At 72.5% G+C, this 26570-nt stretch carries 24 protein-coding genes; 14 read left to right on the forward strand and 10 right to left on the reverse strand.

All coding sequences use genetic code 11. The annotated features are described in order from the left end of the window. Positions 1-29: 29 nt before the first annotated feature. Positions 30-1169, reverse strand: a complete 1140-nt coding sequence (locus ACZ6RC_RS21765; RefSeq protein WP_469585626.1) for a threonine aldolase family protein — start codon at positions 1167-1169, stop codon at positions 30-32. A gap of 124 nt (positions 1170-1293) precedes the next feature. Here ACZ6RC_RS21765 and ACZ6RC_RS21770 point away from each other — a divergent pair, with 124 nt between their 5' ends. From ACZ6RC_RS21770 to ACZ6RC_RS21815, 10 genes are all read left to right on the forward strand, one after another. Continuing rightward, a complete protein-coding gene (locus ACZ6RC_RS21770; RefSeq protein ID WP_469585629.1) occupies positions 1294-2205 on the forward strand; it encodes a Rossmann-like and DUF2520 domain-containing protein in 912 nt (303 codons plus the stop codon). Then, positions 2202-3275 carry a pantoate--beta-alanine ligase gene (panC, locus tag ACZ6RC_RS21775; protein WP_469585632.1) on the forward strand — a complete coding sequence of 358 codons (1074 nt, stop codon included), beginning with the start codon at positions 2202-2204 and terminating at the stop codon, positions 3273-3275. Before ACZ6RC_RS21770 ends, panC begins: the two co-directional genes overlap by 4 nt. Beyond that, positions 3272-4993 carry an L-aspartate oxidase gene (locus tag ACZ6RC_RS21780; RefSeq protein WP_469585635.1) on the forward strand — a complete coding sequence of 574 codons (1722 nt, stop codon included), beginning with the start codon at positions 3272-3274 and terminating at the stop codon, positions 4991-4993. Before panC ends, ACZ6RC_RS21780 begins: the two co-directional genes overlap by 4 nt. 2 nt (positions 4994-4995) lie before the next feature. Then, entirely contained in the window at positions 4996-6033 is a 1038-nt protein-coding gene (nadC, locus tag ACZ6RC_RS21785; protein ID WP_391140406.1) for a carboxylating nicotinate-nucleotide diphosphorylase, read from the forward strand. Beyond that, complete coding sequence (locus ACZ6RC_RS21790) at positions 6033-6839, forward strand: type III pantothenate kinase (protein WP_391140407.1); 807 nt, start codon at positions 6033-6035, stop codon at positions 6837-6839. Before nadC ends, ACZ6RC_RS21790 begins: the two co-directional genes overlap by 1 nt. A 123-nt stretch (positions 6840-6962) precedes the next feature. Beyond that, entirely contained in the window at positions 6963-7532 is a 570-nt protein-coding gene (locus tag ACZ6RC_RS21795; RefSeq protein ID WP_391140469.1) for a hypothetical protein, read from the forward strand. Between the two features lie 14 nt (positions 7533-7546). Next, positions 7547-7723, forward strand: coding sequence for a hypothetical protein (locus tag ACZ6RC_RS21800; protein WP_391140408.1), 177 nt, complete (start codon positions 7547-7549; stop codon positions 7721-7723). Between the two features lie 136 nt (positions 7724-7859). Continuing rightward, positions 7860-8282, forward strand: coding sequence for a BlaI/MecI/CopY family transcriptional regulator (locus ACZ6RC_RS21805; protein WP_391140409.1), 423 nt, complete (start codon positions 7860-7862; stop codon positions 8280-8282). A gap of 9 nt (positions 8283-8291) precedes the next feature. Next, positions 8292-8828 carry an amino-acid N-acetyltransferase gene (locus ACZ6RC_RS21810; RefSeq protein ID WP_391140410.1) on the forward strand — a complete coding sequence of 179 codons (537 nt, stop codon included), beginning with the start codon at positions 8292-8294 and terminating at the stop codon, positions 8826-8828. A gap of 157 nt (positions 8829-8985) precedes the next feature. Continuing rightward, complete coding sequence (locus ACZ6RC_RS21815) at positions 8986-9321, forward strand: histone-like nucleoid-structuring protein Lsr2 (protein ID WP_147979058.1); 336 nt, start codon at positions 8986-8988, stop codon at positions 9319-9321. On the opposite strand, the gene ACZ6RC_RS21820 is transcribed toward ACZ6RC_RS21815, so the two are convergent. Next, complete coding sequence (locus ACZ6RC_RS21820) at positions 9300-9890, reverse strand: SCO3374 family protein (protein ID WP_391140411.1); 591 nt, start codon at positions 9888-9890, stop codon at positions 9300-9302. The genes ACZ6RC_RS21815 and ACZ6RC_RS21820 overlap by 22 nt on opposite strands. Positions 9891-10353: 463 nt before the next feature. Here ACZ6RC_RS21820 and ACZ6RC_RS21825 point away from each other — a divergent pair, with 463 nt between their 5' ends. Continuing rightward, positions 10354-12879: an ATP-dependent Clp protease ATP-binding subunit gene (locus ACZ6RC_RS21825; RefSeq protein ID WP_365712632.1), complete on the forward strand. Its 2526-nt coding sequence runs from the start codon at positions 10354-10356 to the stop codon at positions 12877-12879. A gap of 72 nt (positions 12880-12951) precedes the next feature. Here the strand turns inward: ACZ6RC_RS21825 and ACZ6RC_RS21830 are convergent, their stop codons facing one another. Then, positions 12952-16002 (reverse strand): NACHT N-terminal Helical domain 1-containing protein, encoded by a 3051-nt coding sequence (locus ACZ6RC_RS21830; protein ID WP_469585644.1) that lies wholly within the window; start codon positions 16000-16002, stop codon positions 12952-12954. A gap of 485 nt (positions 16003-16487) precedes the next feature. Between ACZ6RC_RS21830 and ACZ6RC_RS21835 the strand changes: the two genes are divergently transcribed. Beyond that, entirely contained in the window at positions 16488-17180 is a 693-nt protein-coding gene (locus ACZ6RC_RS21835) for a M23 family metallopeptidase (RefSeq protein ID WP_391140413.1), read from the forward strand. Between the two features lie 13 nt (positions 17181-17193). Here ACZ6RC_RS21835 and ACZ6RC_RS21840 read toward each other — a convergent pair whose 3' ends face one another. Further along, on the reverse strand, positions 17194-17751 hold the full coding sequence (locus tag ACZ6RC_RS21840; RefSeq protein ID WP_391140414.1) for a TetR/AcrR family transcriptional regulator: 558 nt from the start codon (positions 17749-17751) through the stop codon (positions 17194-17196). Between the two features lie 160 nt (positions 17752-17911). Between ACZ6RC_RS21840 and ACZ6RC_RS21845 the strand changes: the two genes are divergently transcribed. Next, on the forward strand, positions 17912-19594 hold the full coding sequence (locus tag ACZ6RC_RS21845) for an MDR family MFS transporter (protein WP_469585649.1): 1683 nt from the start codon (positions 17912-17914) through the stop codon (positions 19592-19594). 172 nt (positions 19595-19766) lie between these two features. Here ACZ6RC_RS21845 and cseC read toward each other — a convergent pair whose 3' ends face one another. From cseC to ACZ6RC_RS21875, 6 genes are all read right to left on the reverse strand, one after another. After that, positions 19767-21083 carry a two-component system sensor histidine kinase CseC gene (cseC, locus tag ACZ6RC_RS21850; protein WP_391140416.1) on the reverse strand — a complete coding sequence of 439 codons (1317 nt, stop codon included), beginning with the start codon at positions 21081-21083 and terminating at the stop codon, positions 19767-19769. Between the two features lie 23 nt (positions 21084-21106). Then, positions 21107-21811, reverse strand: coding sequence for a two-component system response regulator CseB (gene cseB, locus ACZ6RC_RS21855; RefSeq protein ID WP_391140417.1), 705 nt, complete (start codon positions 21809-21811; stop codon positions 21107-21109). 96 nt (positions 21812-21907) lie between these two features. Further along, the gene (locus ACZ6RC_RS21860) at positions 21908-22774 is read right to left on the reverse strand and encodes a hypothetical protein (RefSeq protein ID WP_469585652.1); all 867 of its coding nucleotides are present in this window, start codon (positions 22772-22774) and stop codon (positions 21908-21910) included. After that, entirely contained in the window at positions 22762-23349 is a 588-nt protein-coding gene (locus ACZ6RC_RS21865; protein WP_391140418.1) for a SigE family RNA polymerase sigma factor, read from the reverse strand. Before ACZ6RC_RS21865 ends, ACZ6RC_RS21860 begins: the two co-directional genes overlap by 13 nt. A gap of 179 nt (positions 23350-23528) precedes the next feature. Further along, complete coding sequence (locus ACZ6RC_RS21870; protein ID WP_469585656.1) at positions 23529-24647, reverse strand: HhH-GPD family protein; 1119 nt, start codon at positions 24645-24647, stop codon at positions 23529-23531. 22 nt (positions 24648-24669) lie between these two features. Beyond that, positions 24670-25404, reverse strand: a complete 735-nt coding sequence (locus ACZ6RC_RS21875; RefSeq protein ID WP_469585660.1) for a phosphatase PAP2 family protein — start codon at positions 25402-25404, stop codon at positions 24670-24672. 198 nt (positions 25405-25602) lie between these two features. On the opposite strand from ACZ6RC_RS21875, the gene ACZ6RC_RS21880 reads away from it, so the two are divergent. Next, on the forward strand, positions 25603-26442 hold the full coding sequence (locus ACZ6RC_RS21880) for a hypothetical protein (RefSeq protein ID WP_391140421.1): 840 nt from the start codon (positions 25603-25605) through the stop codon (positions 26440-26442). Positions 26443-26570: the final 128 nt, after the last annotated feature.

Raw genomic sequence — 26570 nt, forward strand, 5'->3', positions numbered from 1 at the left:
GGCAGACAGCGCTACTTTCCGGACACCCCCTAGGCCAGGTGGGCCAGGAAGGCGGCCACCGCCTCCCGGACGTCCCGCTCCGTCCAGGCGAGGCCCGGCTCGCCGACCGTCACCTCGGTCACCGCCACGCCCGGCGGGCCGCCCGGGCCCGGTGGGGACCAGCGGCGGAAGAGCACCGTGCCCGTCTCCTCCGTCAGGGCCAGGGACGCCGCCGTCAGAGCCTCCGGGGCGTACGGGAGCCACACCTGGAACTGGTGGGTGTGCGGGGTCCCGGGGTGCACCCGGAACCAGGGGACCCCCGCCTCCGTGAGGCCGGCCCGCAGGCCGTCCGCCACCACGCGCGCGTGGGCCACGTACGACGGCAGCCGCGGCAACTCAAGGGCGAGCCCGCGCAGCGCGGCCACCGCCGCCGGGAACTGCTGGAAGGGCAGCCCGCCGTAGCGGTGGCGCCAGACCCGGGCCTCGTCCATCACCTCCTCCGGGCCGGCCAGCGCGGCCCCCGAGATCCCGCCGAGGGACTTGTAGAAGGACACGTACACGCTGTCGGCGAGGCCGGCGATCTCCGGCAGCTCGCGCCCGAAGTGAGGGGCGCACTCCCACAGGCGCGCGCCGTCGACGTGCACCACTGCGTCCCGCTCGCGGGCCGCCTCCACCACGTCCACGAGCTCGTCCCAGGTCGGCAGCACGAACCCCGCGTCCCGCAGCGGCAGCTCCAGCATCAGCGTCCCGAACGGCTCCGGGTGGTCCCGCACCTCCTCGGCCGTCGGCAGGCGGGGCTCGTCCGTCAGCCGCACCGTGCGCAGCCCGCTCACGGCGCTCAGCGCGCCGCCCTCGTGCACCTCCGGATGGGCGAGCGGGTGCAGGGCGACCACCGGGTTGCCGGTCCGCCCCGACCAGCAGCGCAGGGCCACCTGCTGGGCCATCGTGCCGGTCGGGAAGAAGACCGCCGCGGGCAGGCCGAGCACCTCCGCGACGCGCTGTTCGACCTCCTCGACCGGGCCGTCGCCGTACACGTCGGGCGGTAGCCCGGCGCAGCCGTCGGCGTCCGCCCAGTCCGCCAGCTCGCGCAGCCGCCGCCCGACCGTCGTCTCGACCGGGGAGGACGACAGCCGCCGGGCGGCGGCGCCCCACACGCGTGCCCGGTGCCGCCGGGCCTCCTGCTCGCTCATGCTCCGATCATCACACCGCCACCCATGCCCTGTGGACAGCCACGGAGAGGGGCGAAACGCTGGCGTAGCATGACGAGAAATCGTCCGGTACCCCCCGCGGACTGGAACGGAAGGCCGTTGCCGCGTGAACCAACCAGCAGAAGCCCGAGCGGAAGACCGCCCCGCCCGACTCACCGTCGGAGTGGTGGGAGCCGGCCGTGTGGGGCCCGCCCTCGCCGCCGCCCTGCGGCTCGCGGGACACCGCCCCGTCGCGGTCTCCGCGGTCTCCGACGCGTCCGTCCGCCGCGCCGCCGCCCTCCTTCCCGACGTGCCGGTCATGTCGCCGGCCCAGGTCCTCGCCCACGCCGAGCTGGTCCTGCTGACCGTCCCCGACGACGCCCTGCCCGGCCTCGTCGAGGGCCTGGCCGACACCGGAGCCGTACGTCCCGGACAGATCCTGGTGCACACCTCCGGGCGGTACGGCGTGAACGTCCTGGCGCCCGCCCGGCGGGCCGGCGCCCTGCCGCTCGCCCTGCACCCGGCCATGACCTTCACCGGGACCTCCGTCGACGTGCAGCGCCTGGCCGGCTGCTCCTTCGGCGTCACCGCCCCCGAGGAGCTGCGGCTGGCCGCAGAGGCCCTGGTCATCGAGATGGGCGGCGAGCCGGAGTGGATCCGCGAGGAGTCCCGCCCGCTCTACCACGCGGCCCTCGCCCTCGGCGCGAACCACCTGGTCACCCTGGTCGCCCAGTCCATGGAGCTGCTCCGCACGGCCGGGGTCGCCGCGCCCGACCGGATGCTCGGTCCGCTCCTGGGCGCCGCCCTGGACAACGCCCTGCGCTCCGGCGACGCGGCCCTGACCGGCCCCGTCGCGCGCGGTGACGCCGGTACGGTCGCCGCCCATGTCGCCGAGCTGCGCGAGCACGCGCCCGCCGCCGTCGCCGGCTATCTGGCGATGGCCCGTACGACCGCCGACCGGGCGCTCGCGCACGGCCTGCTCAAGCCCGAGCTGGCCGAGGATCTGCTGGGCGTGCTCGCCGAGGGAGAGTCCCGATGAGCCCCACGCCGCCCGTCCCGCCGGAGCCCTCCGGCGCCCCGGGGCCCGCCGCCCCGGCCGGCCCCCGCCCCGCCGGCTCGTTCGCCCCCGTGCGCACCGCCGCCGAGCTGCACGCCCTGCCGGGTCGCGGGCGGCGCGCCGTCGTGATGACCATGGGCGCCCTCCACGACGGCCACGCCACCCTCGTCCGTACCGCCCGGGAGACCGTCGGACCCGACGGGCTGGTCGTCGTCACCGTCTTCGTCAACCCCCTCCAGTTCGGCGCAGGCGAGGACCTCGACCGGTATCCGCGCACGCTGGAGGCGGACCTCGACACCGCCCGCGCGGCGGGGGCCGACGCCGTCTTCGCACCCTCCGTCGAGGAGGTGTACCCCGGCGGGGAGCCCCAGGTCCGGATCACCGCCGGACCGATGGGGGAGCGCCTGGAAGGCGCCTCCCGCCCCGGGCACTTCGACGGCATGCTCACCGTCGTCGCCAAGCTCCTCCACCTCACCCGCCCCGACGTGGCGTTCTTCGGCCAGAAGGACGCCCAGCAGCTGGCGCTGATCCGCCGCATGGTCCGCGATCTGAACTTCCCCGTGGAGATCGTCGGCGTGCCGACCGTCCGCGAGCCCGACGGCCTCGCGCTCTCCAGCCGCAACCGCTATCTCTCCACCGCCGAGCGCCACACCGCCCTCGCCCTGTCCCGGGCGCTGTTCGCCGCGGCCGACCGGCTCGCCGCCCAGCAGGCACTCTGCGCGCGTGCCGCCTCCCTCCCCGGCTCGGAGAGCCGGGCCGAGGCGCTGTCGCGGCTCGGTGAGGCCCGCGCCGCCGCCGACGCGCACGCCGTCGCGCAGGCGACGGACAGGGCCGGCGCCGACGCCGTGCGGGCCGCGGCCCGTTCGGTGCTCGACGACGCGGCGAAGGCCGAGCCGCCGCTCGCCCTGGACTATCTGGCCCTCGTCGACCCGGCCGACTTCACCGAGGTCGCCGACGGCCACGACGGCGAGGCGATCCTCGCCGTCGCCGCGCGCGTCGGCGCCACCCGGCTGATCGACAACCTCCCGCTGACCTTCGGAGCCACCAAGTGACCGGTATACGGCTGCACGCGCCCGCCCCCGGCTGGGCCATCGACGCCGATGTCGTCGTGGTCGGCTCCGGCGTCGCCGGGCTGACCGCCGCCCTGCGCTGCACCGCCGCGGGACTGCGTACGGTCGTCGTCACCAAGGCCCGCCTGGACGACGGTTCCACCCGTTGGGCCCAGGGCGGGATCGCCGCCGCGCTCGGCGACGGCGACACCCCCGAGCAGCACCTGGCCGACACGCTCGTCGCCGGTGCGGGACTCTGCGACGAGCAGGCCGTGCGCGCCCTCGTCACCGAGGGCCCCGACGCCGTCCGCCGGCTGATCGCCACCGGCGCCGACTTCGACAAGGACGCCGACGGGGAGATCGCCCTGACCCGCGAGGGCGGCCACCACCGGCGCCGTATCGCGCACGCCGGCGGGGACGCCACCGGCGCCGAGATCTCCCGGGCGCTCGTCGAGGCCATCCGCGACCGGGCGGTCGCCACCATCGAGCACGCCCTCGTCCTGGACCTCCTCCACGACGCCGAGGGCCGCACCGCCGGGGTGACGCTGCACGTCATGGGCGAGGGCCAGCACGACGGCGTCGGCGCCGTCCACGCCCCGGCCGTGGTCCTGGCCACCGGCGGCATGGGCCAGGTCTTCTCCGCCACCACCAACCCGGCCGTCTCCACCGGCGACGGCGTCGCGCTCGCCCTGCGCGCCGGCGCCGAGGTCTCCGACCTGGAGTTCGTGCAGTTCCACCCGACCGTGCTCTTCCTGGGCGCCGACGCCGAGGGCCAGCAGCCACTGGTCTCCGAGGCGGTGCGTGGCGAGGGCGCCCACCTCGTCGACGCGGACGGGGTCCGCTTCATGCTCGGGCAGCACGAGCTGGCCGAGCTGGCGCCCCGGGACATCGTCGCCAAGGCGATCATGCGCCGGACGCGGGAGCGGGGCACCGAGCACATGTACCTCGACGCCCGCCACTTCGGCGCCGAGATGTGGGAGAACCGCTTCCCGACGATCCTGGCCGCCTGCCGCGCCCACGGCATCGACCCGGTGACCGAGCCGATCCCCGTCGCCCCCGCCGCGCACTACGCCTCCGGCGGCGTCCGGACGGACCTGCGCGGCCGCACGACCGTCCCCGGCCTGTACGCCTGCGGCGAGGTCGCCTGCACGGGCGTGCACGGCGCCAACCGGCTCGCCTCGAACTCGCTCCTGGAGGGCCTGGTCTTCGCCGAGCGGATCGCCGAGGACATCGCCGCGCGGGCCGCCGCCCCGACCACCACGCCCGCACCCGCCCCCGCGGCACAGCCGGCCCCCGACCGCGCCCCCGTCGTCGTGCCGCTGCTCGACCCCGCGGCGCGGACGGCCATCCAGCGGATCATGACCGCGGGCGCCGGGGTCCTGCGTTCCGAGGCCAGCCTGCGCGAGGCCGCCGGCGCGCTCGACGCCCTGCACATCGGCGCCGTCGCCGACGGTTCGGCCGACCGGAAGTCCGCCGAGCCCGGCACGGAGTCCTGGGAGGCCACCAACCTCCTCGCCGTCGCCCGCTTCCTGGTCGCCGCCGCCCACCGCCGCGAGGAGACCCGCGGCTGCCACTGGCGCGAGGACCACCCCGAGCGCGACGACCAGGCCTGGCGCCGCCACCTCGTCGTGCGCCTCACCCCGGAGCGGACCCTCGACGTCCGGCTCACCGACAGCCAAGACTTCCCCCCTACCGCCGCCGACGCCCCCAGGGAGCCGTAACCGTGAGCACGCCGAGCACCCCCGAAGAAGAACGCCCGCAGCCCGTGGACGTACCCCTGATCCAGATCAGCGCCCCCGCCGAGAGCGCGGGCGGCTGCGGCGAGGGATGCGGCTGCGCCGAGGGCGACGAGGTGTACGAGTGCGGTCTCGACCCCGCCCTCGCCCAGCTGCTCGCGGACGCCGGTCTCGACCCCGTGCAGGTGGAGGACATCGCCCACCTGGCCATCGAGGAGGACCTCGACGGCGGCGTGGACGTGACGACGGTCGCGACCGTCCCCGAGGACGCCGTCGCCACCGCCGACTTCACCGCCCGCGAGGCGGGCGTGGTGGCGGGCCTGCGGGTCGCCGAGGCGGTCCTGTCCATCGTCTGTACGGAGACCTTCGAGGTCGAGCGGCACGTGGAGGACGGCGAGCGGGTCGAGGCGGGCCAGAAGCTGCTGTCGGTCACCACCCGCACCCGCGACCTGCTCACGGGCGAGCGGAGCGCGCTGAACATCCTGTGCCGTCTCTCCGGCATCGCCACCGCCACGCGCGCGTGGGCGGACGTCCTGGAGGGCACCCGGGCCAAGGTCCGCGACACCCGCAAGACGACCCCGGGCCTGCGCGCCCTGGAGAAGTACGCGGTGCGCTGCGGCGGCGGCGTCAACCACCGCATGTCGCTGTCGGACGCGGCCCTGGTGAAGGACAACCACGTGGTGGCCGCCGGCGGTGTGGCGCAGGCGTTCAAGGCCGTGCGGGAGCTGTTCCCCGAGCTGCCGATCGAGGTCGAGGTGGACACGCTGCACCAGGTCCGCGAGGTCCTGGACGCGGGCGCCGACCTGATCCTGCTGGACAACTTCACCCCGCTGGAGACCGAGGAGGCCGTCGCCCTGGTCGACGGCCGGGCCGCCCTGGAGTCCTCCGGCCGTCTGACGCTGGAGAACGCCGCGGCCTACGCGGCGACCGGCGTGGACTATCTCGCGGTGGGCGGCCTCACGCACTCCTCCCCGATCCTGGACATCGGCCTCGACCTGCGCGACGCCTCCGAGGCGGCTGTCTGATGCTGCTCACCATCGACGTCGGCAACACGCACACCGTCCTCGGTCTCTTCGACGGCGAGGAGATCGTCGAGCACTGGCGCATCTCGACGGACCCGCGCCGCACGGCCGACGAGATGGCGGTCCTGCTGCAGGGCCTGATGGGCATGCACCCGCTGCTGGGCGTGGAGCTGAGCGACGGCATCGAGGGCATCGCGATCTGCGCGACGGTCCCCTCGGTCCTGCACGAGCTGCGCGAGGTGACGCGGCGCTATTACGGCGACGTCCCGGCCGTCCTGGTCGAGCCGGGCGTCAAGACGGGCGTGCCGATCCTCACGGACAACCCCAAGGAGGTCGGCGCGGACCGCATCATCAACGCGGTCGCGGCGGTCGAGCTCTACGGCGGTCCGGCGATCGTGGTCGACTTCGGCACGGCGACGACGTACGACGCGATCACCGCCCGCGGCGAGTACGCCGGCGGGGCGATCGCGCCGGGCATCGAGATCTCGGTCGAGGCGCTGGGCGTGCGCGGGGCCCAGCTCCGCAAGATCGAGCTGGCCCGGCCGCGCAGTGTGATCGGCAAGAACACGGTCGAGGCGATGCAGTCGGGCATCGTCTTCGGCTTCGCGGGCCAGGTCGACGGCGTGGTGGCCCGGATGAAGCGGGAGATCGTGGGCCGGGAGGGCGACCCCTCGGACGTGACGGTGATCGCGACGGGCGGTCTGGCCCCGATGGTCCTGGGCGAGTCGACGGAGATCGACGAGCACGAGCCCTGGCTGACCCTGATCGGCCTGCGCCTGGTGTACGAGCGGAACGTCTCGCGGATGTAGCGCGCCCGGGTCCGGTGTGGCGGGGCAGGGGGGCAACGCGCCCGAGGATGATCGGTAAACGAAGTTTGTCCGATTAGCGCGTATTGTCACCTCATGCCCACGCCATACGGATCCCGCGGCGGCATGGCGTTCAGCGCGGACGAGCTGCGTGTGCTCCGCCGCGCCCTTGCCACCGCCCTCAACCCCGCCCCCCTCCAGGACGAGGACGTCCAGGACTGTCTGCGCCTCGCCGAAGCCGTGGACGACGCCGTCCGCGAGGCCGGCCGACTGCGCGCCTTCCTCCTGGCCGACCTGGCCCGCTACCGCGAGGCCCTGCCCGGCTCGCTCCCCGGCTATCTGGAACTCCTCCAGGACGCCCTCGCCGCCGGGTACGACCCCGGCGCCGACGACCTCGCCGCCCTGCGGGCCCTGCGCGGCAACCCCCGCGCCGCGGCGCTCCTGGAACGCTGCCGGATCCTCGCGGAGCGCTCCGTCCGCGCCCGGCTGGCCCGGGTCACCCAGACGGTCGTGGCCACCGCCCCCCGCCCCCGCGCCCGGCTGTTCGCCCTGCCCGGCGGCCGCGCCGCCGACGAGCCGAAGCCGACACCGCCGCCCACCCCCACCGAGCGCCCGGTCCCCAAGCCCTCCGAGGTGTTCCCGCCGCGCCGGCGCCCCGTGCCCCCGCCCCCGCCCGAGGAACGCGCCGCCGGATAGCTACTCTGGACGCCATGGACTACGTATCCGCGCTCGTGCCCCCGGTCGTGATGGCCGCGTTCTTCATCGCTCTCGTGGTCACCATCGTCAAGAGCCAGGGCGGCCCGAACAAGGCCAAGGAGGACGCGGCCGTGGACGCCGCCCTCGCCCGCACCGAGGCCGCCCGCCAGGCGGACGGCTCCCCCTCCTGACCGGCGGGGCCGCCCCGCGGCCCCGTGTCCGTGGCACCCCCGAGGACGTACGCCCGCTATAGCGGCGTACGTCCTTTTTGTTGCGTTTCCTACGTCAATAACCGGTGCTCCCGGCCTCTCCCACTATGGTGGCGATGTGCCCCGTCAATTGGGAGAACTCGAAGACGCCGTCATGACACGCGTCTGGCAATGGAACCGCCCGGTGACCGTCCGGGAAGTCCTGGAGGATCTCCAGCAGGAACGGTCCATCGCCTACACCACCGTCATGACCGTCATGGACAATCTCCATCAGAAGGGCTGGGTACGGAGGGAAGTCGACGGCCGCGCCTATCGATATACCGCCGTCTCCACCCGCGCCGCCTACTCCGCCGCCCTCATGAACGAGGCCTGGTCCCAGAGCGACAACCCGGCCGCCGCCCTCGTCGCCTTCTTCGGGATGATGTCCTCGGAACAGCGCGAAGCGCTCAACGCCGCCATCCGCATCGTCGGCCACAACACCGTCGACGCGCCGCCCGCACCGGCCGAGGGTGCCGAGGGGACCGAGGGCCCGGGGCGATAACGTCCCCCCATGCCGTCGTCCCCCGCCACCACGCCCCCTTCGAAAGCCGTCACCGTACGCCGGGCCCGCACCAGCGACGTCGCCGCGGTCCGCCGCCTAGTCGACCCCTACGTCGGCCGCGGCATCCTGCTCGACAAAGCGACCGTGACGCTTTACGAGGACATCCAGGAGTTCTGGGTCGCCGAACGCGACGAGGACGCGGTCGTCGTCGGATGCGGCGCACTCCACGTCATGTGGGAAGACCTCGCCGAAGTGCGCACTCTGGCGGTCGATCCCGAGTTCAAGGGCGGCGGCGTCGGACATCAGGTGCTCGACAAGTTGTTGCACACCGCCCGATGGCTCGGGGTGCGCCGGGTATTCTGCCTGACCTTCGAAGTCGACTTCTTCGCGAAGCACGGCTTCGTCGAGATCGGCGAGACTCCGGTCGACGGAGATGTCTACAGCGAGCTCCTGCGTTCCTATGACGAGGGTGTCGCCGAGTTCCTGGGTCTCGAACGAGTGAAGCCGAACACCTTGGGCAACAGCCGGATGCTTCTGCACCTGTGACCGTATCGATCGCCGGGAACCCTAAGTCCGATCCCTATGTCCGAATCGCGCACGTTTCCCGCGTTCCCGGGCTTCTGAACCTCTGCCAGGGGTTTGTGTTTTTCCGGGAAAAGCGGTTTCCTTTCCGCGTACTGCATTTTCGATGAAAGGAAATCCGGTGGCACAGAAGGTTCAGGTCCTTCTTGTCGATGACCTCGACGGTGTCGAGGCGGACGAGACCGTGACGTTCGCGCTGGACGGCAAGACCTACGAGATCGACCTCACCACCGCCAACGCGGACAAGCTCCGCGGCCTGCTCGAGCCGTACACCAAGAGCGGCCGGCGCACCGGTGGCCGCAGCGCCGGTACGCGGGGCAAGGGCCGGGTCGCCGCCGGCGGCAGCCCGGACACGGCGAAGATCCGCGCCTGGGCGAAGGAGAACGGCTACAACGTGAACGACCGCGGCCGGGTGCCCGCGGAGATCAAGGCGGCCTACGAGGACGCGAACCGCTGACCCGTCGGCTGCCTGGACGCCGGGACCCGCGTCCGGGCGGACAGCAGCCGTGCCCGGTGGCACGCCCCGGCGGCGGCCGCCACGAGCCGTACGAGACAGGGGGCGCCGGCATCGCCCCGCACGGCGGTCCGCAGGGCCGGCAGCGAGGACTCCACCTCGCGGCCGGGCTCCGGAGCCCGCAGCCACACCGCGGCGCCCGGCGCGCCGGAACCGCTCCGTCCTGGGGGGACGGGCGCGGTCATCCGGCCGCCCGCGCCCAGCGCCACGAGATCCAGCGTGATCCCGCCCCAGTCCAGCCAGTCGAGCAGGCCGGGCAGCTCCTCCGCGGCGCCCGCGGCGACCAGGAGCCGCATCCGGCGCCCCATGAGGGCCACCGGGCCCGTGGCGTCGCCCATCCTGCGCAGCACCTCGCGGCCGGCCACGGCGGGCATCTCCAGGACGTCGAAGCGCACCCCTGTCACCAGCTGTACCGGCGGCCCCTCGACGGTCGACCAGCCCAGAACGTGCTCGTACCACCGCGCGGGGCTGTCATCGAGCGGCGAACGGGGCGGCGGGACGGTGAAGGCCATACCCCGGGAACTCCCTCCGGGACGCGTTGGTTACGCCCCGGGCTGACACAGCGTCGCCGGTCGACTGCACCGAGTGTCCTTGTTGAGGGCGTACGGGTGCATTCGAGAGCGCAAGGTTGTTCGCCCGTAGCGGAGACAACCGGGGTCCGCCGCATGGAGTGTCAGTCCTTACGGGTAAGACATTCCTAGTGGGGAGGGGCGACTCGCAGGCTTTGGCGTCTCACGTTCGCCATCGGCGTACAGAAGCCGGGGCTAACAGCTTGGCCTGCGGGAACATCGTCTCGCACCATCGGGTTGGAGCATTTGTCGGCTGTTCGGCAGCAGGTCTCCCCGCCAGAGAGGGGGTGATCCGGACGGATGTCGGCAGTTGGAATGAGCGGTCCCCGCTTGCGGGACTAAGCTGCGGAAGGACAGGGAGGGGATCGACCCCTAACTGACTGACCGCTCTGAGGAGCGATTAACGATGTTCGAGAGGTTCACCGACCGCGCGCGGCGGGTTGTCGTCCTGGCTCAGGAAGAAGCCCGGATGCTCAACCACAACTACATCGGCACCGAGCACATCCTCCTGGGCCTTATCCACGAGGGTGAGGGTGTCGCCGCTAAGGCCCTGGAGAGCCTCGGGATTTCGCTCGAGGCGGTCCGCCAGCAGGTTGAGGAGATCATCGGGCAGGGGCAGCAGGCCCCGTCCGGGCACATCCCCTTCACCCCGCGTGCCAAGAAGGTCCTGGAGCTGTCGCTCCGCGAGGCCCTCCAGCTCGGCCACAACTACATCGGCACCGAGCACATCCTGCTCGGCCTGATCCGCGAGGGCGAGGGCGTCGCCGCCCAGGTCCTCGTGAAGCTGGGCGCCGATCTCAACCGGGTGCGGCAGCAGGTCATCCAGCTGCTCTCCGGCTACCAGGGCAAGGAAGCCGCCACGGCCGGCGGTCCTGCCGAGGGCACCCCCTCGACGTCCCTGGTCCTCGACCAGTTCGGCCGGAACCTCACCCAGGCCGCTCGCGAATCCAAGCTCGACCCCGTCATCGGGCGCGAGAAGGAGATCGAGCGGGTCATGCAGGTGCTGTCCCGCCGCACGAAGAACAACCCGGTCCTCATCGGCGAGCCCGGCGTCGGCAAGACCGCCGTCGTCGAGGGCCTGGCCCAGGCCATCGTCAAGGGCGAGGTGCCCGAGACCCTCAAGGACAAGCACCTCTACACCCTCGACCTCGGCGCGCTGGTCGCCGGTTCCCGCTACCGCGGTGACTTCGAGGAGCGCCTGAAGAAGGTCCTCAAGGAGATCCGCACCCGCGGCGACATCATCCTGTTCATCGACGAGCTCCACACCCTCGTGGGTGCGGGCGCCGCCGAGGGCGCGATCGACGCCGCCAGCATCCTCAAGCCGATGCTGGCCCGCGGTGAGCTGCAGACCATCGGTGCCACCACGCTCGACGAGTACCGCAAGTACCTGGAGAAGGACGCCGCCCTCGAGCGCCGCTTCCAGCCCATCCAGGTCGCGGAGCCGTCGCTGCCGCACACGATCGAGATCCTCAAGGGTCTGCGCGACCGGTACGAGGCCCACCACCGGGTCTCCATCACCGACGAGGCCCTCGTCCAGGCGGCGACCCTGGCCGACCGGTACATCTCGGACCGCTTCCTGCCGGACAAGGCGATCGACCTGATCGACGAGGCCGGCTCCCGGATGCGCATCCGCCGGATGACCGCGCCGCCGGACCTCCGCGAGTTCGACGAGAAGATCGCCGGCGTCCGCCGGGACAAGGAGTCCGCGATCGACTCCCAGGACTTCGAGAAGGCGGCGTCTCTCCGCGACAAGGAGAAGCAGCTGCTGGCGGCGAAGGCCAAGCGGGAGAAGGAGTGGAAGGCCGGCGACATGGACGTCGTCGCCGAGGTCGACGGCGAGCTGATCGCCGAGGTCCTCGCGACCGCCACCGGCATCCCGGTCTTCAAGCTGACCGAGGAGGAGTCCTCGCGTCTGCTCCGCATGGAGGACGAGCTCCACAAGCGCGTCATCGGCCAGATCGACGCCGTCCGCGGCCTGTCGAAGGCGATCCGCCGTACGCGTGCCGGTCTGAAGGACCCGAAGCGCCCCGGTGGCTCGTTCATCTTCGCCGGCCCGTCCGGTGTCGGTAAGACCGAGCTGTCCAAGGCGCTCGCCGAATTCCTCTTCGGCGACGAGGACGCGATGATCTCCCTCGACATGTCGGAGTTCAGCGAGAAGCACACGGTCTCCCGCCTCTTCGGTTCTCCCCCCGGATACGTGGGCTACGAAGAGGGCGGCCAGCTCACCGAGAAGGTGCGCCGCAAGCCGTTCTCCGTCGTCCTCTTCGACGAGGTCGAGAAGGCCCACCCCGATATCTTCAATTCCCTTCTCCAGATCCTGGAGGACGGTCGACTGACCGACTCCCAGGGCCGGGTCGTGGACTTCAAGAACACGGTCATCATCATGACGACCAACCTCGGGACCCGGGACATCTCGAAGGGCTTCAACCTCGGCTTCGCGGCCCAGGGCGACACGAAGTCCAACTACGAGCGGATGAAGGCGAAGGTCAGCGACGAGCTGAAGCAGCACTTCCGCCCGGAGTTCCTGAACCGTGTGGACGACGTCATCGTCTTCCCGCAGCTCACCCAGGACGACATCCTCCAGATCGTCGACCTGATGATCGGCCGGGTGGACGAGCGCCTGAAGGACCGGGACATGGGCCTCGAGCTCTCCCAGTCCGCGAAGGAGCTGCTCGCCAAGAAGGGTTACGACCCCGTTCTGGGCGCCCGGCCGCTGCGCCGGACGATCCAGCGCGAGATCGAGGACACGCTCTCGGAGAAGATCCTCTTCGGCGAGCTGCGCCCCGGTCACATCGTGGTCGTGGACACCGAGGGCGAGGGTGAGGAGAAGAAGTTCACCTTCCGCGGCGAGGAGAAGTCGGCACTGCCCGACGTCCCCCCGATCGAGCAGGCGACCGGCGGAGCCGGCCCGAACCTCTCGAAGGACGCGTAAGCGCTCCACAGCGTGAAAAGGGGCGGCCCCGGACTCGGAAGAGTCCGGGGCCGCCCCTTTTCCCGTCCCCGGTCAGGTCAGGAGCCGGACGGTGGAGGGAAGGCGCTCGGCGCCGACGGTGGCGACACCCGAGGTGATGACGTACTCCAGTTCGCGCAGACCGGCGAGGGGGGCCAGGTCATGGGCCGGGCCGTGCGGCGCGGTCCCGAGGAGGTGCAGCTTGCGCAGGCCGGGGAAGGCCCGCGCGATCTGCTCGGCGAGGCAGCCGCTCGGGCCCGTGGGGCCGGCGCGGTCGAGAAGCAGGGAGAGGGAGCGCACCTGGGGGATGCGGGCCGCGTCCGGGCAGCTCGTCAGGGCGGCGCCCTCCAGGACGAGGGTCCGCAGGGAGCCCAGGGCGCGGATGTGGCCCCAGTCCTCCGCCGTGGACTCCATGACGGGGCCCAGGGTGAGCCGCACCAGAGGGGGGAGGCCGCTGAGGCAGGCCAGCCCCTGCTCGGGGCGGGTGTCCAGATAGAGGGAGCGCAGGCGGCTCTCGCCGGGAAGGGAGTCCAGCACCCAGTTCATGTCGGTCCCCAGCGCCAGGTTCTCCACCTCCCCGAGGAGCGGTCCCAGCGCCGCCAGCCCGTGGTCGGAGAGACCGGAGCGGAGATCGACGGAGGCCGGGCGGAGCCCCAGCCGGATCAGCTCCGCGGCCTGGGCGTCGGAGCGGATCGTATAGTCGAGGCCGTCCGGATCGAGCCGCGCGATGATCTCCTCGCCGTACGTCTCCGTGTCGTACCGCGCCCACCCCCACATCAGCTGGCTGCGGACGCGGACCTTCGGATGGCGGGTGAACCTCCGGAGGTACGGCAGGGCCGCGTCATGGGCGACGTGGGTCGCCGTGACCACCGCCATCAGGGCCGACTCCTCGTCCAGGCCCTCCGGCCCGGGCAACAGGTCGAGCACGGCCCGCCCCACCGAGGCCAGCTCACGGGCCTCCGCGCCGTCGCGCGGCGGGATCACCTCGGCCGTGCGCGCCAGGATGCGCTCCCGGATCCGCGGGGAGACCTCCGTCGCCTCCTCCAGGGCGGTCGCCGCCACCACCAGGATGCGGAGCTGGACGTTGCGGTCCGTCGCCGCGTCCGCGGCCTTCAGTAACTCGGTGAGGATCTCCTCGCACTCACGGGGGCGCGCGTGGCCGACGGCCATGCGGACGACGTCCTCCCACTGGTCGTCGGCCGCGTGCCGCACGAGGACGCCGATGTCCCACCGGTCCACCAGCGCCTTGGCCGCGAGGTGGTCCTGGAAGGTGCGGTGGACGAAGTCGACGCTGTCCGGGGTCGGCTCGCGCAGCAGCCCGCTGCGGTGCAGGAGATGGGTGAAGACCGCGTCCGGGTCGTCGAAGGCGGCCGCCTCGGGGACGTACGGCACCCGTTCCCGTACGAGCGACTCGGCGCGCGAGCGGTCCATCTGGGTCCGGCCGTTGAGCGTGAGCCAGTACGCGAGGCGCTGGATCAGCTGGATCTGCGGCGCCTCGCCCAGCTCGATCCCGTACGGCGCCCCCATGTCCCGCTCCCGGTCGCGCCGGGCCAGGAGCATGGAGAGCGCGGCTTCGTAGAGCGCCCTGCGGCCCCGGGGCAGGAAGCCGCGGCGGTCGCGGTGCAGCGCGCAGATCAGACCGCACATCAGGGGGTTGGTGGCGAGCTGGGCGACGTGGTCGGCGGTGCGCAGCGCGTCGAGGAGGGAGTCCTCGTACGGCTGCGCCTCGGGCCCCGCGGCCTGGTGCCAGCGCCGCACGAAGGTGGTGACCTCGGTGCGGGACATGGGGGAGAGGGTCAGCTCGGTGAAGCCGTCCGAGGCCAGCCAGTCGTCGCGTACGGCGGTGGGGCGGGAGGTCACCAGCCAGCGGTTGCCTTCGTAGGCGGCGAGGAGGTCGCGCAGCCAGCCCCGGGCGCGCTCACGCTCGGCTTCGGGCACCTCGTCGATGCCGTCGACGAGGATCAGTCCGCGTCCGGCGGCCAGGACCCGGTCGGCCCAGCCGTCGGGCGGGGTGAGGGGGCAGCCGGCGGCGGGGAGGAAGCGGTCGGGGGCGGGGAGCCGTTCGCCGTGGCGGGTGAGGGTGCGCAGCGGGAGGACGAAGGGGACGCGGTCCCGGAGGTACTCCATGCCTCCCGCCCGGTGCCCGGCCGCCGCCGAGACCGTGAGCCACTGGACGAGGGTGGTCTTGCCGGAGCCGGCGAGCCCGCGCAGCAGGACCTTGTCGTGGCGGGCGAGGGCGAGATCGGCGTGCAGGGTCTCCGCGGGGCGGTGTCCGGTGCCGGAGAGGTAGGGGAGCAGGTCCTCGGCCGCGATGGTGAGCGCGGCGGTGCCGTTCCCCTCCCTCCAGGCGTCGGCCGCCCCGGGCACCGAGAACCAGGGGCCGGCGGTCGCCGGGGCCGTCGCTTCGAGCGACAGGTAGGCCATGTCGAGCGGCCACTGGTCGGGGGAGTGGTGCAGGTCGACGCCGTAGATCGTCAGCCGGCCGTGCTTCTTCGCCAGGTGATCGCGGTAGCGCTCCTCGAACGCGGTGTCGCGGCCGTCCGCCCGCGGGGTGCGGCGAATGACCTCGTCGACCTTGGCGTTCAGCTCCTCCTGGCCCCGGGTCTGCTCCACCAGCGTGCGGGCCACGAAGGTGGGGCGTTCGGTGAAGAACTCCAGGATGTGGACGCAGGCCCACCGCGTGAGCCCGTCGAGGAAGTGGACGGAGTCCGTCGACAGGCCGTCCGGGGGCGGGGCCGCCTCGCGCAGGCGGTCCGCGAGGGCCGTGGCGCCGAGGTGGACGGCCTGGACGTCGTCCATGTCGAGGTCGCCGAGGGCGAGGAGGGTGGTCGCCAGGGTGTCGGTGACCGCTTCGGCCTCGTCGGCGGGGAAGGGTGCCTCGCCCGGGCCGGTCCGAGCCTGGTCGACGAGGGTGGCCGCCAGCCTGCGGACGTCCTTCTCGGTCAGCGTGCGCTGCGCGCCCCGGAAGGAGACGCGCCGGGAGAGGCGGATGCGGCGGGCGGCGCCGGTGAGGCCCGCGCCGGGGCCGTCCTGGACCAGGAGTCCTTTGATCAGCAGCCCGGCCGCGCTCGTGGCGAGCCGTGTGCCGATGAGTGCTGGATCCACTGCCGCCCCCGTCGTCGCCGTGCTCCCGACCCCTCCCGTCAGCGTAGTCAGCGACGGCCCGCCAAGGGCCTGATCGCGTGACCCAGGTCGCAATGGGGCGGCGGCCGCCGTGACAAGGCGCACAGGCGTTTTCGGGTGTACTAGCCGGAATAGTGATGACGTTCAGGGTGGAATCGGGACGTTCTGGTGCGGAGCATCGGGACTTTCGACCTATGGGGTCCCGAACCGTACGGGATACGGCCTCCCGGGCCTCTGGGGACAGGTCCGACGTGCGCGTAAACCGCTTCTCTTGGGCAGGTTTGTCCGTTTTTCGAGAGGGGTGTCCGAGGTCGTCAAGACCCGAACTTCCGAGGAGATCGCTACGACGAGATGTCGTAGATGGGGGGTTTGAGCCGGGATGGGCGTCCGGGTTACCAAGGTGTGGCAAGCCCGCCCGGCGCACCGCTCGCGTCGGGTCCCTTTCTGTCCCGGAGGTTTTCCCCCGTATGTCGAAGCGCGTTATGAACCCCGCCGCCCGTGTCACCGCTGTTGCTCTCGCCACCGCGGGCCTGGGGGCGTCACTGGTGGCCGGAGCAGGGTCCGCCTTCGCCGCCGAGGGCAAGGCCACCACCGCGTCCGTCGCCGCGACCGGCACGTCCGCCGCCGTCGCCGCGCAGGCCGACGCCCAGGCGCAGGCCGCCGCCAAGGCCGCCACCGTCAAGAAGGCCGCCAAGGCGGCCGTCGCGAAGAAGGCCGCTCCGAAGGCCGCCAAGAAGAAGGCCGCCTGGGTCAAGCCGGTCGGCGGCTACACCCTGACCGCCAGCTTCAACCAGGGCGGCTCCATGTGGTCCCACAAGCACTCCGGCCAGGACTTCGCCGTGCCGGTCGGCACCGCGGTCAAGGCCGCCGGCGCCGGCACCGTCGTGAAGGCCGGCCCGAACGGCGGCGGTGACGGCCCGGCGTACGGCAACGCCATCGTCGTCAAGCACGCCAACGGCAAGTACTCGCAGTACGCGCACCTCTCGAAGATCAACGTGTACCCCGGCCAGAAGGTCGGCGCCGGCCAGAAGATCGCCCTCTCGGGCAACACCGGCAACTCCTCCGGCCCGCACCTGCACTTCGAGATCCGTACGACCCCGAACTACGGTTCCGCCCTGAACCCGTCCGCGTTCCTGCGTACGGTCGGCGTCACCATCTGATTCGTACGACTCCCTACGGCGCCTGATGCGCCTGAGTGAGCAGATCGAGGGCGACCTCGAGGACGGCTTCGTGCTTCTCCTCGGGGTCGCCCTCGACGTTCTGCAGGAAGAACGTGCCGGCGTGCAGGGTGAAGATCGCGCTGACGCAGCGGACCCGGTCGGCCATCGCGAAGTCCGGCTCCTGCACCAGCTCCGTCACCTCGAGCATCCGCTCCTTGAAGGTGAGGCCGATGCTCAGCTCGCGCACGGTGGCCTGGTTCTCCTGCATGAAGCGGTACAGCGGGGCGGCGTCCAGCAGCGCCCGCTGGTACCTGCGCAGGGCCTCCTTGCGGGTCTCCAGGGTGCGCGGCTGCGCCCGCGCCCAGGTGATCAGCTCGTCCATGGGGCGGGTGAGGTCCTCGAAGAGCCCGATCAGGATGTCTTCCTTGGTCTTGAAGTGGTAGTACAGCGCCGCCTTCGTGACGTCGAGCCGCTCCGCGATCTCGCGCAGTGAGGTCTTCTCGTACCCCTGCTCGGCGAAGAGTTCGAGAGCGACGTCCTGAATGCGCTGGCGTGTGTTGCCTCGGGCCATGGTCTGCTCGCTCCCACCGACTTTTACTTACTTGACGCCCGGCTAGTGACGGGTCTACCGTCCCCCAGTGTAGTAACTAGCCGGGCGGCAAGTAAGTTCCCCCGGCGAGCACAGGGAACGACCGTACGAGACGGCCGTACGCAACCGGGGAGCAGGGAACATGGCGAGGACCGAGACCGACATACCGGCGGAGGGGACCGCACCACCGGCGGACGGCGGCACGGCCGCGGGCAACGGGTCGCCCGGGGGGAGCGGGAAGACGCCCGGAGGCCAGTCGGAGGCGCCCGCCGTGGACGACGGAGCCCCGAAGCCGCGCAGTGTCCGCGTGGTCCTGCTCGCCCTCATGATCGCGATGCTGCTCGCGATGCTGGACAACATGATCATCGGCACCGCCATGCCGACGATCGTCGGCGAGCTGGGCGGCCTCGCACACCTCTCCTGGGTGGTCACCGCCTACACCCTGGCCACCGCCGCCTCCACCCCCATCTGGGGCAAGCTCGGCGACATGTTCGGCCGGAAGGGCACCTTCCTCCTGTCGATCGTGATCTTCCTGCTCGGCTCGGCGCTCAGCGGCATGGCCCAGGACATGGGCCAGCTCATCGGCTTCCGGGCGATCCAGGGCCTCGGCGCCGGCGGCCTGATGGTCGGCGTCATGGCGATCATCGGCGACCTGATCCCGCCCCGTGAGCGCGGCAAGTACCAGGGCATGATGGCCGGTGTGATGGCTCTCGCCATGATCGGCGGACCGCTCGTCGGCGGCACCATCACCGACCACTGGGGCTGGCGCTGGTCCTTCTACATCAACCTGCCGCTGGGCGCCGTCGCCCTCGCGATGGTCACCGCCGTCCTGCACCTGCCGAAGAAGGAGCGCGACCGGTCCACCCGGATCGACTTCCTCGGCGCCGGACTGCTGACCGTCGGCATCACCGCGATCGTCCTCGTCACCACCTGGGGCGGCACGGAGTACGCCTGGGGCTCCGCCACCATCGTCGGACTGTCGGTCGCCGGTGTCGCCGCCCTCGCCGCGTTCCTGTGGGCCGAGACCCGCGCGAGCGACCCGGTCGTCCCGTTGCACATTTTCCGCAACGGCAACTTCACCCTCATGTCGGTGATCGGCTTCCTGACCGGCTTCGTCATGTTCGGCGCGGTCCTCTTCCTGCCGCTGTTCCAGCAGTCCGTGCAGGGCGCCTCCGCCACCAACTCCGGCCTGCTGCTCCTGCCGATGCTGCTGTCGATGATGGTCGTCTCGCTGGTCTCCGGCCGGATCACCACCAACAGCGGCAAGTACAAGATCTTTCCGATCATCGGTTCGGCGCTCATGGTGCTCGGCCTGTTCCTGCTCGCCCAGATGGACACCGGCACCTCGCGCCTCACCTCGGGGATCTACATGGCGGTGCTCGGTGCCGGCATGGGCTTCCTGATGCAGATCACGATGCTCGTCGCGCAGAACAGCGTCGAGATGAAGGACATGGGCGTCGCCTCCTCCACGACCACCCTGTTCCGGACCCTCGGCTCCTCCTTCGGCGTCGCGATCATGGGCGCGCTCTTCACGAGCCGGGTCCAGGACGAGATGGCGTCGCGCGGCGGCTCGGAGCTGACCCAGCAGTCGGCCCAGCTCGACGCGGCCTCCCTGGCGAAGCTGCCGGCCGCGCTGCGCGAGTCGTACCAGTACGCGGTGGCCGCCGGCACCCACTCCGCCTTCCTGGTCGGAGCGGCGGTCGCGGTGATCGGCGTCGTCCTCGCCTTCTTCGTCAAGGAGGTGGCGCTGCGCGGGGCCGGCCCGGAGCGCCCGCGGCCGGCGGCGGCGGAGGGCGACGGACCGAAGGTCGCGGAGACGGTCTGACGGGCTGACGACATGACGGCCTGACGACATGACGGTCCGGCCTGTACGGGACCGCGGCGGCCCCGGCGTTCTCGCCGGGGCCGCCGCGCGTCGTCCGGTCCTCAGGCGTGCCGGTTCGCCGTCCGCCGCGCCGGTCCTCAGGGGGCTGGTCCGCCGTCCGCTGTGCCGGTCCTCAGTCCGGGAAGCTGATCATCGGGAAGCTGCCGGTGTTCGTCGGCGCGTGGTCCGGCAGCCAGAGCACCGCGATCGCGCCGCCCGCCCCCTCCGGGGTCCCCTCCGGCGCCGCGTTGCGAAAGGTCAGCCGCGCGCCCAGCACCCGGGCCTGCCCGGCCGCGATCGTCAGCCCGAGCCCGTGCCCCTGCCCGGCGCGGTCGCTCGCGCCCGTACGGAACCGGCTCGGGCCCTCGCGCAGCAGCGCCTCGGGGAAGCCGGGGCCGTGGTCCCGGACCCGTACCACCCGGCCCTCGACCGTCACCTCGACCGTCGGCTTGCCGTGCTTGGCCGCGTTGGCGAGGAGATTGCCCAGGATCCGCTCCAGGCGCCGCGGATCGGTGCTGACCCACGACTCGTGGACCACGTGCACGACCACCGCCGGGTCCAGCGCCCGCACCCGCCGCTCGACGAACTCGCCGAGCGCGATCTCCTGGAGCTCGGCCCGCTCCGACGCGCTGTCGAGCCTGGCGACCTCCAGCACGTCCTCGACCAGCGTCCGCATCGCCTGCGCCCGGTCCCGTACCAGCTCGGTCGGGCGCCCCGGCGGCAGCAGCTCGGCCGCCGTCAGCAGCCCGGTCACCGGGGTGCGCAGCTCGTGCGCGATGTCCGCCGTGACCCGGCGCTCGGCCTCGATCCGCTCCTGGAGCGCGTCCGTGAGGGCGTCGACCGCCCGGGCCAGCTCGTCCGTCTCGTCGCGTACGACTCCGCCGATGGCATGGCGCACCCGTACGTCCGTGTTGCCCTGCGCGACCCTTCCGGCGGCCGCGGCGGCCTTGCGCAGCCGGCGCGACAGCTGGCCGCCGATGAGCACCCCGAGCGCGCAGCCGCCGACGACCACCGACACCGAGCCGATGATCAGGGCCCGGTCGAGATCCTTCATGATCGCCGCGCTGCGGTCGGCGAACGGGATGTGCAGCGACAGCACGTCCCCGTTGGCGAGCGGCACGGCCGCCCACACGTCGGGCGGGCCGCCGTGGCGGTGCTCCTGCACGAAGGTGCCGCGCCGCCTGTCCCGCATCAGCTGGTCGAGCTGCGGCGGCAGCATCGGATCGTTGATCTTGGTGCCGAAGCGCGGTTCCTTCGGCTTGGAGCTCTCGTACATGCGCTGGGCGAAGAGCAGCCGCTCCATCTGCACCTCGCGCGCGTTGTCGAGCATCGAGACGCGGGCGGAGTTGTGCACGACCAGGCTGAGGGTGACCGCGATGAGCGCCCCCACGGCGGCGATGGCGACCGAGATCTTCCAGCGGACCCCCGTACGCAGGGCGACCCGCCTCATCGCGTGGACCTCATCGTTCCGCTCTATCCCTTGAGCTTGTAGCCGAAGCCGCGGACCGTCTCGATCCGGTCCTGGCCGATCTTGGTGCGCAGCCGCTGGACATGGACGTCCACGACCCGGGTGTCGCCGCCCCAGCCGTAGTCCCACACCCGCTCCAGGAGCTTGTCACGGGAGAGCACCGTGCCCGGCGCGGTGGAGAACTCCAGCAGCAGCCGCATCTCGGTCGGGGTCAGCGACACCGGGGCGCCGCCCCTGAGGACCTCCATGCCGTCGGTGTCGACCTCCAGGTCACCGAAGACGAGGACCCCGCCCCCGCCCTCCTCGCCCCGGCCGGCCTCCCCGGCGGCGGGGCCGCCGGCGTGGCCGAAGCGGCGGAGCACGGCGCGGATGCGGGCGACGAGGACGGAGCCGTCGAAGGGCTTGGTGACGTAGTCGTCGGCGCCGGCCTCCAGGCCGAGGACGACGTCGATCGAGTCGGCCCGGGCCGACAGCATGATCACCGGAACGGTCGACTCGTCACGGATCCGCCGGCACAGGCTGACGCCGTCCATGCCCGGCAGCATCACGTCGAGCAGCGCGATGTCGGGCCGGTCGGCCCGGAACGCGTCGAGGCCCGACAGGCCGTCGGGCATGGCGGTCACCGTGAAGCCGTCCCGCTCCAGCGCGAGCTGCGTCGCCTCGCGGATCACATCGTCGTCCTCGACGAACAGCACATGGGTCTCGGCCATCGCGCGCCTCTCCCTTTCCTTTCCGTTCCCGCGCACGGTTCCCGCCCGCGTCCTTCCTTCACGACGTCCGGCGGCCGCGCGAGGTTGCCCGGCCGGTCAGCCGCCGCTCGACGGGCTGGGCGCGGTGCCGTCGATGCCGCCGTCGCCGACCGCGCGGCTGTAGTCGTTGTGCACCCAGTCGTGCTGGGTGAACCTGTTGCCCGACCAGCGGTACGTGATCACGTCCTCGCCCGAGGGGTACGTCATCGGGTCGCCCTCGGCGTACACCTGCTTGGTGACGACCAGGTCGCCCCGGTCGATCGTGGCGTACACGGCCGCGTCCTCGGCCATGAAGACGTTCTTGTACCGGTTGTTCTCCTCGCGGTACACGTACGTGCCGATACCGACGGCGTCCCCGCAGGTCATCACGTTGACGACGACGTCGGGGGAGGTTCCGCCGGTGAGGTTCCCGTACGAGGTGTCCACGGGGTACGCGTCCGCGGAACAGGGCTTCAGGTCGTCCTTGAGCCGCTCGCCGATCTTGGGGTCGGACTTGATGAGCGCGACGGGGTCGACCCGCTTGGCCGACTGCGGGCCGGGGGAGGCGGAGGGGGAGGCGGTCGACGGCGCCGAGGCCACCTCGGCCGGCCGTGCGGCGCCCTCGTCACGGGAGCCGGTGCCACCGGTCGAGCAGGCGGTCAGGGACAGCCCGACGGCGACGAGCCCGGCCAGTGCCGTGGTGCTCGCCGCCCGGACCGCGCGCTCGGCGCGGTCCCTGTGCCCTGCGGGGCCTTGCTCGTGAGGCTCTTGATGGTCGTGCTGTTCGTGATGCGGGTGGTGCTGACCGTGCTCGTGGTGCTGAGCATGCTCGGAGCATCCGTGATGTCCGTGGTGCTCGTGCTGTTCGTGGTGCTCGCGCTTCGTGCGGGAGTCGCGGTTCGCGCGGTTCTGGTGGGTGTCGGATCTGGCGCTCAGGCCGCGCACCGCTCCCGCCCCCGTTCGTTGCCTCGTGCCGTCGCCCGCTCGGTGCTCCGCTCGGTCGTCCGCTCCAGAGCGCGGGCGTCGGCGACACCGCGGCTCTCCAGCTCCTGGCGAAGCCGGGCCAGGGCGCGGTGGAGCGTGCTCTTCACCGTACCGGTCGACATGCCGAGCGCCGCCGCGGTCTCCTCGGTGCTCATCTGCTCCCAGTGGCGCAGGACGACGACGCTGCGCTGCTTGGGGGCGAGGACCTTGAGGATGTCCATGAGCAGGGCACGGTCGGCGTGCTGCTCGGTGGCGTCGTCGACGGAGGCGTCGGGCAGCTGCTCGGTGGGGACCTCTTCGAGCTTGCGGGCGCGCCACCACTCGGTCCGGGTGTTGATCATCACGCGGCGGAGGTAGGCGTCGGCGAGGGACTTGTCGGCGATCCCGTCCCACCGACCGTACGTCCGGACGAGCGCGGTCTGCAGCAGGTCCTGGGCGTCGACCGGGTCGGGCACGAGCCGTCGGGCGCTGCGCAGCAGCGCGTCCTGCCGAGTGCGTACGTACTCCTCGAAGTCGAGCACCTCACCGTGCGCCATCCGAACCGCCTCCGAACCCCGTGACCTGCCTGTTTGTGTGACGTCGACGACGCTACGGAGCACTTGTCACGAGGCTGTGCGGGGCAGCCGTCGGCGGACGCACGGCTGCCCATCGGTTGTGTAACAGGAGGGGGCGGGCGCCGGAGACGGGCCCGGCACGCGGGCCCGCCCGACATGACCTAGTGAGGGAGGCGGTAGAAGCCGTTCTCCAGGGGTTCGACCAGACCGTCCGCGACCAGGCCGTCGAGGGCGCGGGCACGCTGGACCGGTTCGTGCCAGACCGTGTCCAGGGCGGACTGCGGCACGGAGCCCACCGCCTCCCGCAGGACGGCCAGCAGCCTGCCCCGGACCTGGCGGTCCGTGCCGGCGTACGTCTGACCCCGGCGCGGCGGGCCGTCGTGCGCCGGCTTGCCCGCGAGGCGCCAGACGCACCGCGTGGCGATCGGGCAGCGCCCGCAGTCCTCGTTCTTCGCCGTGCAGACCAGCGCGCCCAGCTCCATGGAGGCGGCCGCCCAGCGGGCCGCCGTCGGCTCGTCCCGGGGCAGCAGCTCGCGCGCCAGCTTGCGCTCCGCCGCCGTCGTGGCGTTGGGCGGGTACTGGACCCCGGCCGCCGCCCGGGCGAACACCCGGCGGACGTTGGTGTCGAGGACCGCGTGCCGCTGCCCGTACGCGAACGAGGCCACCGCCGCCGCCGTGTACTCCCCGATCCCGGGGAGCGCCAGCAGCTGACCGTGCTCGCTCGGCACGTCCCCGCCGTGCCGCTCCGTTATGGCGACGGCCGCCGCGTGCAGCCGCAGCGCGCGCCGCGGATAACCGAGCCGGCCCCAGGCGCGTACGGCCTCGCCGGGAGCCTCCGCGGCCAGGTCGGCCGGGCGCGGCCAGCGCGCCAGCCACTGCTCGTACACCGGCAGGACCCGTACGACGGGCGTCTGCTGGAGCATGAACTCGCTGACCATCACGCCCCACGCCCCCGCCTCCGGGCGGCGCCAGGGCAGGTCGCGGGCGTGCCGGTCGAACCAGGCGAGGACGGGCCCGTGCAGCTCGGCGGGCTCGACGGCCGGGCCTGCGCCCCCGGCTTGGACGGCGGTCTGGTCGGCGGCCTGGTCGGCGGTCTGGTCTGCGGCTTGGGTGGAGGCTTGGGTGGCGGCCCGGGCCGCGGCCGGTCGGGCGTCGGTGGACGGGCCGGGGGCATCGGTCACGGAGGCGGCGGTGGTCTCGGAGGCGTCGGTCACGCGGGCGTCGGTGACGGGAACGTCGGTGGGGGAACCGTCGGTGAGGGGCGCGTCGATGGAAGTCATGGCACCTCCGATCCTGGCACGTTCAGTGCGCGCCGTGGCGCACGCCCTCGGGGCGCGTGGGGGCGTGTGGGCGCGGTCCGCGCCCCACGCACCACACCACCGCGCCGTTACCGCTCGCCCGGGCGCTCTCGACGAGGAACCGGACGGGCCGGGTCGCCGCCTTGACGACGACGTACGCGACCGCGCCGCCGAGCAGCAGGCCGGCCGCCACGTCGTGGGGGTAGTGGACGCCGACGAAGACCCGGGAGAACGCCATCAGCAGCGCCATCGGCACGGTCAGCAGCCCGAGCCCCCGCCACGACAGCGCGAGCGCCACAGCGGCGGCTCCCGCGATCGCCGCGTGGTTGCTCGGGAACGACCAGTCGCCGGTCGGCGGGCACGGGACCAGCGAGGCCGGCGCCCCCACCACCGTCCGGCACGGACGCTCCTCGTCCACCAGCGACTTGAACGACTCGCTCACCACGTAACCGAAGGCGGTCGCGAGGGGCGCGAGCAGGGCCAGCGCCGTCCAGCCGCTCGCCCCGGCCCGCGCCCGCCACCAGCCGGCCACGAACAGCACGCCGAACAGCAGCAGTCCCAGCTCGGTCCATGCCTCCGCGAGCTGTTGGAACCAGTGCGGTGTGGAGTGGGCGAAGCCCAGGATGTCGAGGTAGAGGTCGCCCGAGACGTCCGAGGGGGCCGGCAGGGCCGACAGGACCGTCGGTTCCGACAGGGGGGACGGGCCGGACGGGGGCGCGGAAGGGGAGACGTTGCTCATGATCGAGGACGCTAACCGGCCGCCGGTACTCCGGTTCCTCGGGGGGCCGCGGGAGCACGCCGCGCCCGAGTGAAGAGGGGGGCGGACGAGGGGGCGCACACGGGCCGCCGACGCGCTGGGTGTGATCATCGGCAAAACTTCTCGCTGAGGCGGCGGGTGGGGCGGGAGTTGGCGTCGATCTCTCGTAAGGTTCGTGGCGTGGGATCACTGCGCAATCCGGTCGGGCCGCTTCCCTCCTCCATCTACTGGCGACGGAGGGCGGTCGCGCTGTGCCTGATCGCCCTGGTCGCGCTGCTCGCCCTCTGGGCCGTCACCTTCGGTGGCGGCGGCGGAAAGAGGTCGAGCGACGGCGCCAACGGCGCTTCCCCCGCGCCCTCGATCACCCCCGGGCCCTCCGGTTCCGGTCCCGCGATCAGCCAACAGCCGGGCGGACGCGACGAGTCGGGCGGATCCGGCTCCTCCGGCACCTCCGGCGAGAACTCCGGCGGGAACACCGAGGGCGGAGCGAACGCGGGCGCGGCCGCCGGCGGTGACGGCACGGGCGACGGCGTGGGCAAGAACGGCGACACGGACGGCGCGGGCGGCGACGGCGGGGCCGGGACGGGTTCGGGTCAGCAGATCCCGGCGAACTCCCCGCTGCCGAACTGCGCTCCGGGCGCACTCCAGTTGACGCTCAAGAGCGCCAAGGTCTCCTACGAGCCGGGCGAGAAGCCGCGCTTCCACCTGGTCGCCAGGAACACCTCCGCCGTCGACTGCAAGGCCGACTTCGGTCCCCGCAACGCGGTTCTGACGATCAGCGACACCAAGGACGACGAGCTCTGGTCCTCCCAGGACTGCCCGCGCCCCGCGACCGGCGTCCTGCTCCGGGTCCCGGCCCGCGCCACGATCACCCACACCGTGGAATGGGACCGCGGCCAGAGCGCCCCGCGCTGCGCGACGGCCCCCGCGGGACCCGTCGGTCCTGGGACGTATCTGGTGGAGGCGGCGATGCCGGGCGTGAAGGTCCTCCCGGCGTCGTTCACGCTGGCGAAGGACTGACGCGAGGGCCTCGACCGCGAGTGGCCCGACCGCGAGACGCCTGACCGTGAGGGGCCCCTGTACGCGAGGACCCCGACCGCGAGACGCCTGACCGCGAGACGGCTGACCGCGAGGGGCATGTCCGCGCG

Source organism: Streptomyces sp. NPDC048353, assembly GCF_055587165.1.

Excerpts from the sequence above, each read along its gene's own strand:
- ACZ6RC_RS21765 (WP_469585626.1), bottom strand. The coding sequence starts at position 1,169 with ATGAGCGAGCAGGAGGCCCGGCGGCACCGGGCACGCGTGTGGGGCGCC.
- ACZ6RC_RS21835 (WP_391140413.1), top strand. The coding sequence starts at position 16,488 with ATGTCGAAGCGCGTTATGAACCCCGCCGCCCGTGTCACCGCTGTTGCT.
- ACZ6RC_RS21820 (WP_391140411.1), bottom strand. The coding sequence starts at position 9,890 with ATGGCCTTCACCGTCCCGCCGCCCCGTTCGCCGCTCGATGACAGCCCC.
- ACZ6RC_RS21790 (WP_391140407.1), top strand. The coding sequence starts at position 6,033 with ATGCTGCTCACCATCGACGTCGGCAACACGCACACCGTCCTCGGTCTC.
- ACZ6RC_RS21865 (WP_391140418.1), bottom strand. The coding sequence starts at position 23,349 with ATGGCGCACGGTGAGGTGCTCGACTTCGAGGAGTACGTACGCACTCGG.
- ACZ6RC_RS21825 (WP_365712632.1), top strand. The coding sequence starts at position 10,354 with ATGTTCGAGAGGTTCACCGACCGCGCGCGGCGGGTTGTCGTCCTGGCT.
- ACZ6RC_RS21840 (WP_391140414.1), bottom strand. The coding sequence starts at position 17,751 with ATGGCCCGAGGCAACACACGCCAGCGCATTCAGGACGTCGCTCTCGAA.
- ACZ6RC_RS21845 (WP_469585649.1), top strand. The coding sequence starts at position 17,912 with ATGGCGAGGACCGAGACCGACATACCGGCGGAGGGGACCGCACCACCG.
- ACZ6RC_RS21810 (WP_391140410.1), top strand. The coding sequence starts at position 8,292 with ATGCCGTCGTCCCCCGCCACCACGCCCCCTTCGAAAGCCGTCACCGTA.
- cseB (WP_391140417.1), bottom strand. The coding sequence starts at position 21,811 with ATGGCCGAGACCCATGTGCTGTTCGTCGAGGACGACGATGTGATCCGC.
- ACZ6RC_RS21795 (WP_391140469.1), top strand. The coding sequence starts at position 6,963 with ATGGCGTTCAGCGCGGACGAGCTGCGTGTGCTCCGCCGCGCCCTTGCC.
- ACZ6RC_RS21870 (WP_469585656.1), bottom strand. The coding sequence starts at position 24,647 with ATGACTTCCATCGACGCGCCCCTCACCGACGGTTCCCCCACCGACGTT.
- ACZ6RC_RS21800 (WP_391140408.1), top strand. The coding sequence starts at position 7,547 with ATGGACTACGTATCCGCGCTCGTGCCCCCGGTCGTGATGGCCGCGTTC.
- ACZ6RC_RS21875 (WP_469585660.1), bottom strand. The coding sequence starts at position 25,404 with ATGAGCAACGTCTCCCCTTCCGCGCCCCCGTCCGGCCCGTCCCCCCTG.
- panC (WP_469585632.1), top strand. The coding sequence starts at position 2,202 with ATGAGCCCCACGCCGCCCGTCCCGCCGGAGCCCTCCGGCGCCCCGGGG.
- cseC (WP_391140416.1), bottom strand. The coding sequence starts at position 21,083 with ATGAGGCGGGTCGCCCTGCGTACGGGGGTCCGCTGGAAGATCTCGGTC.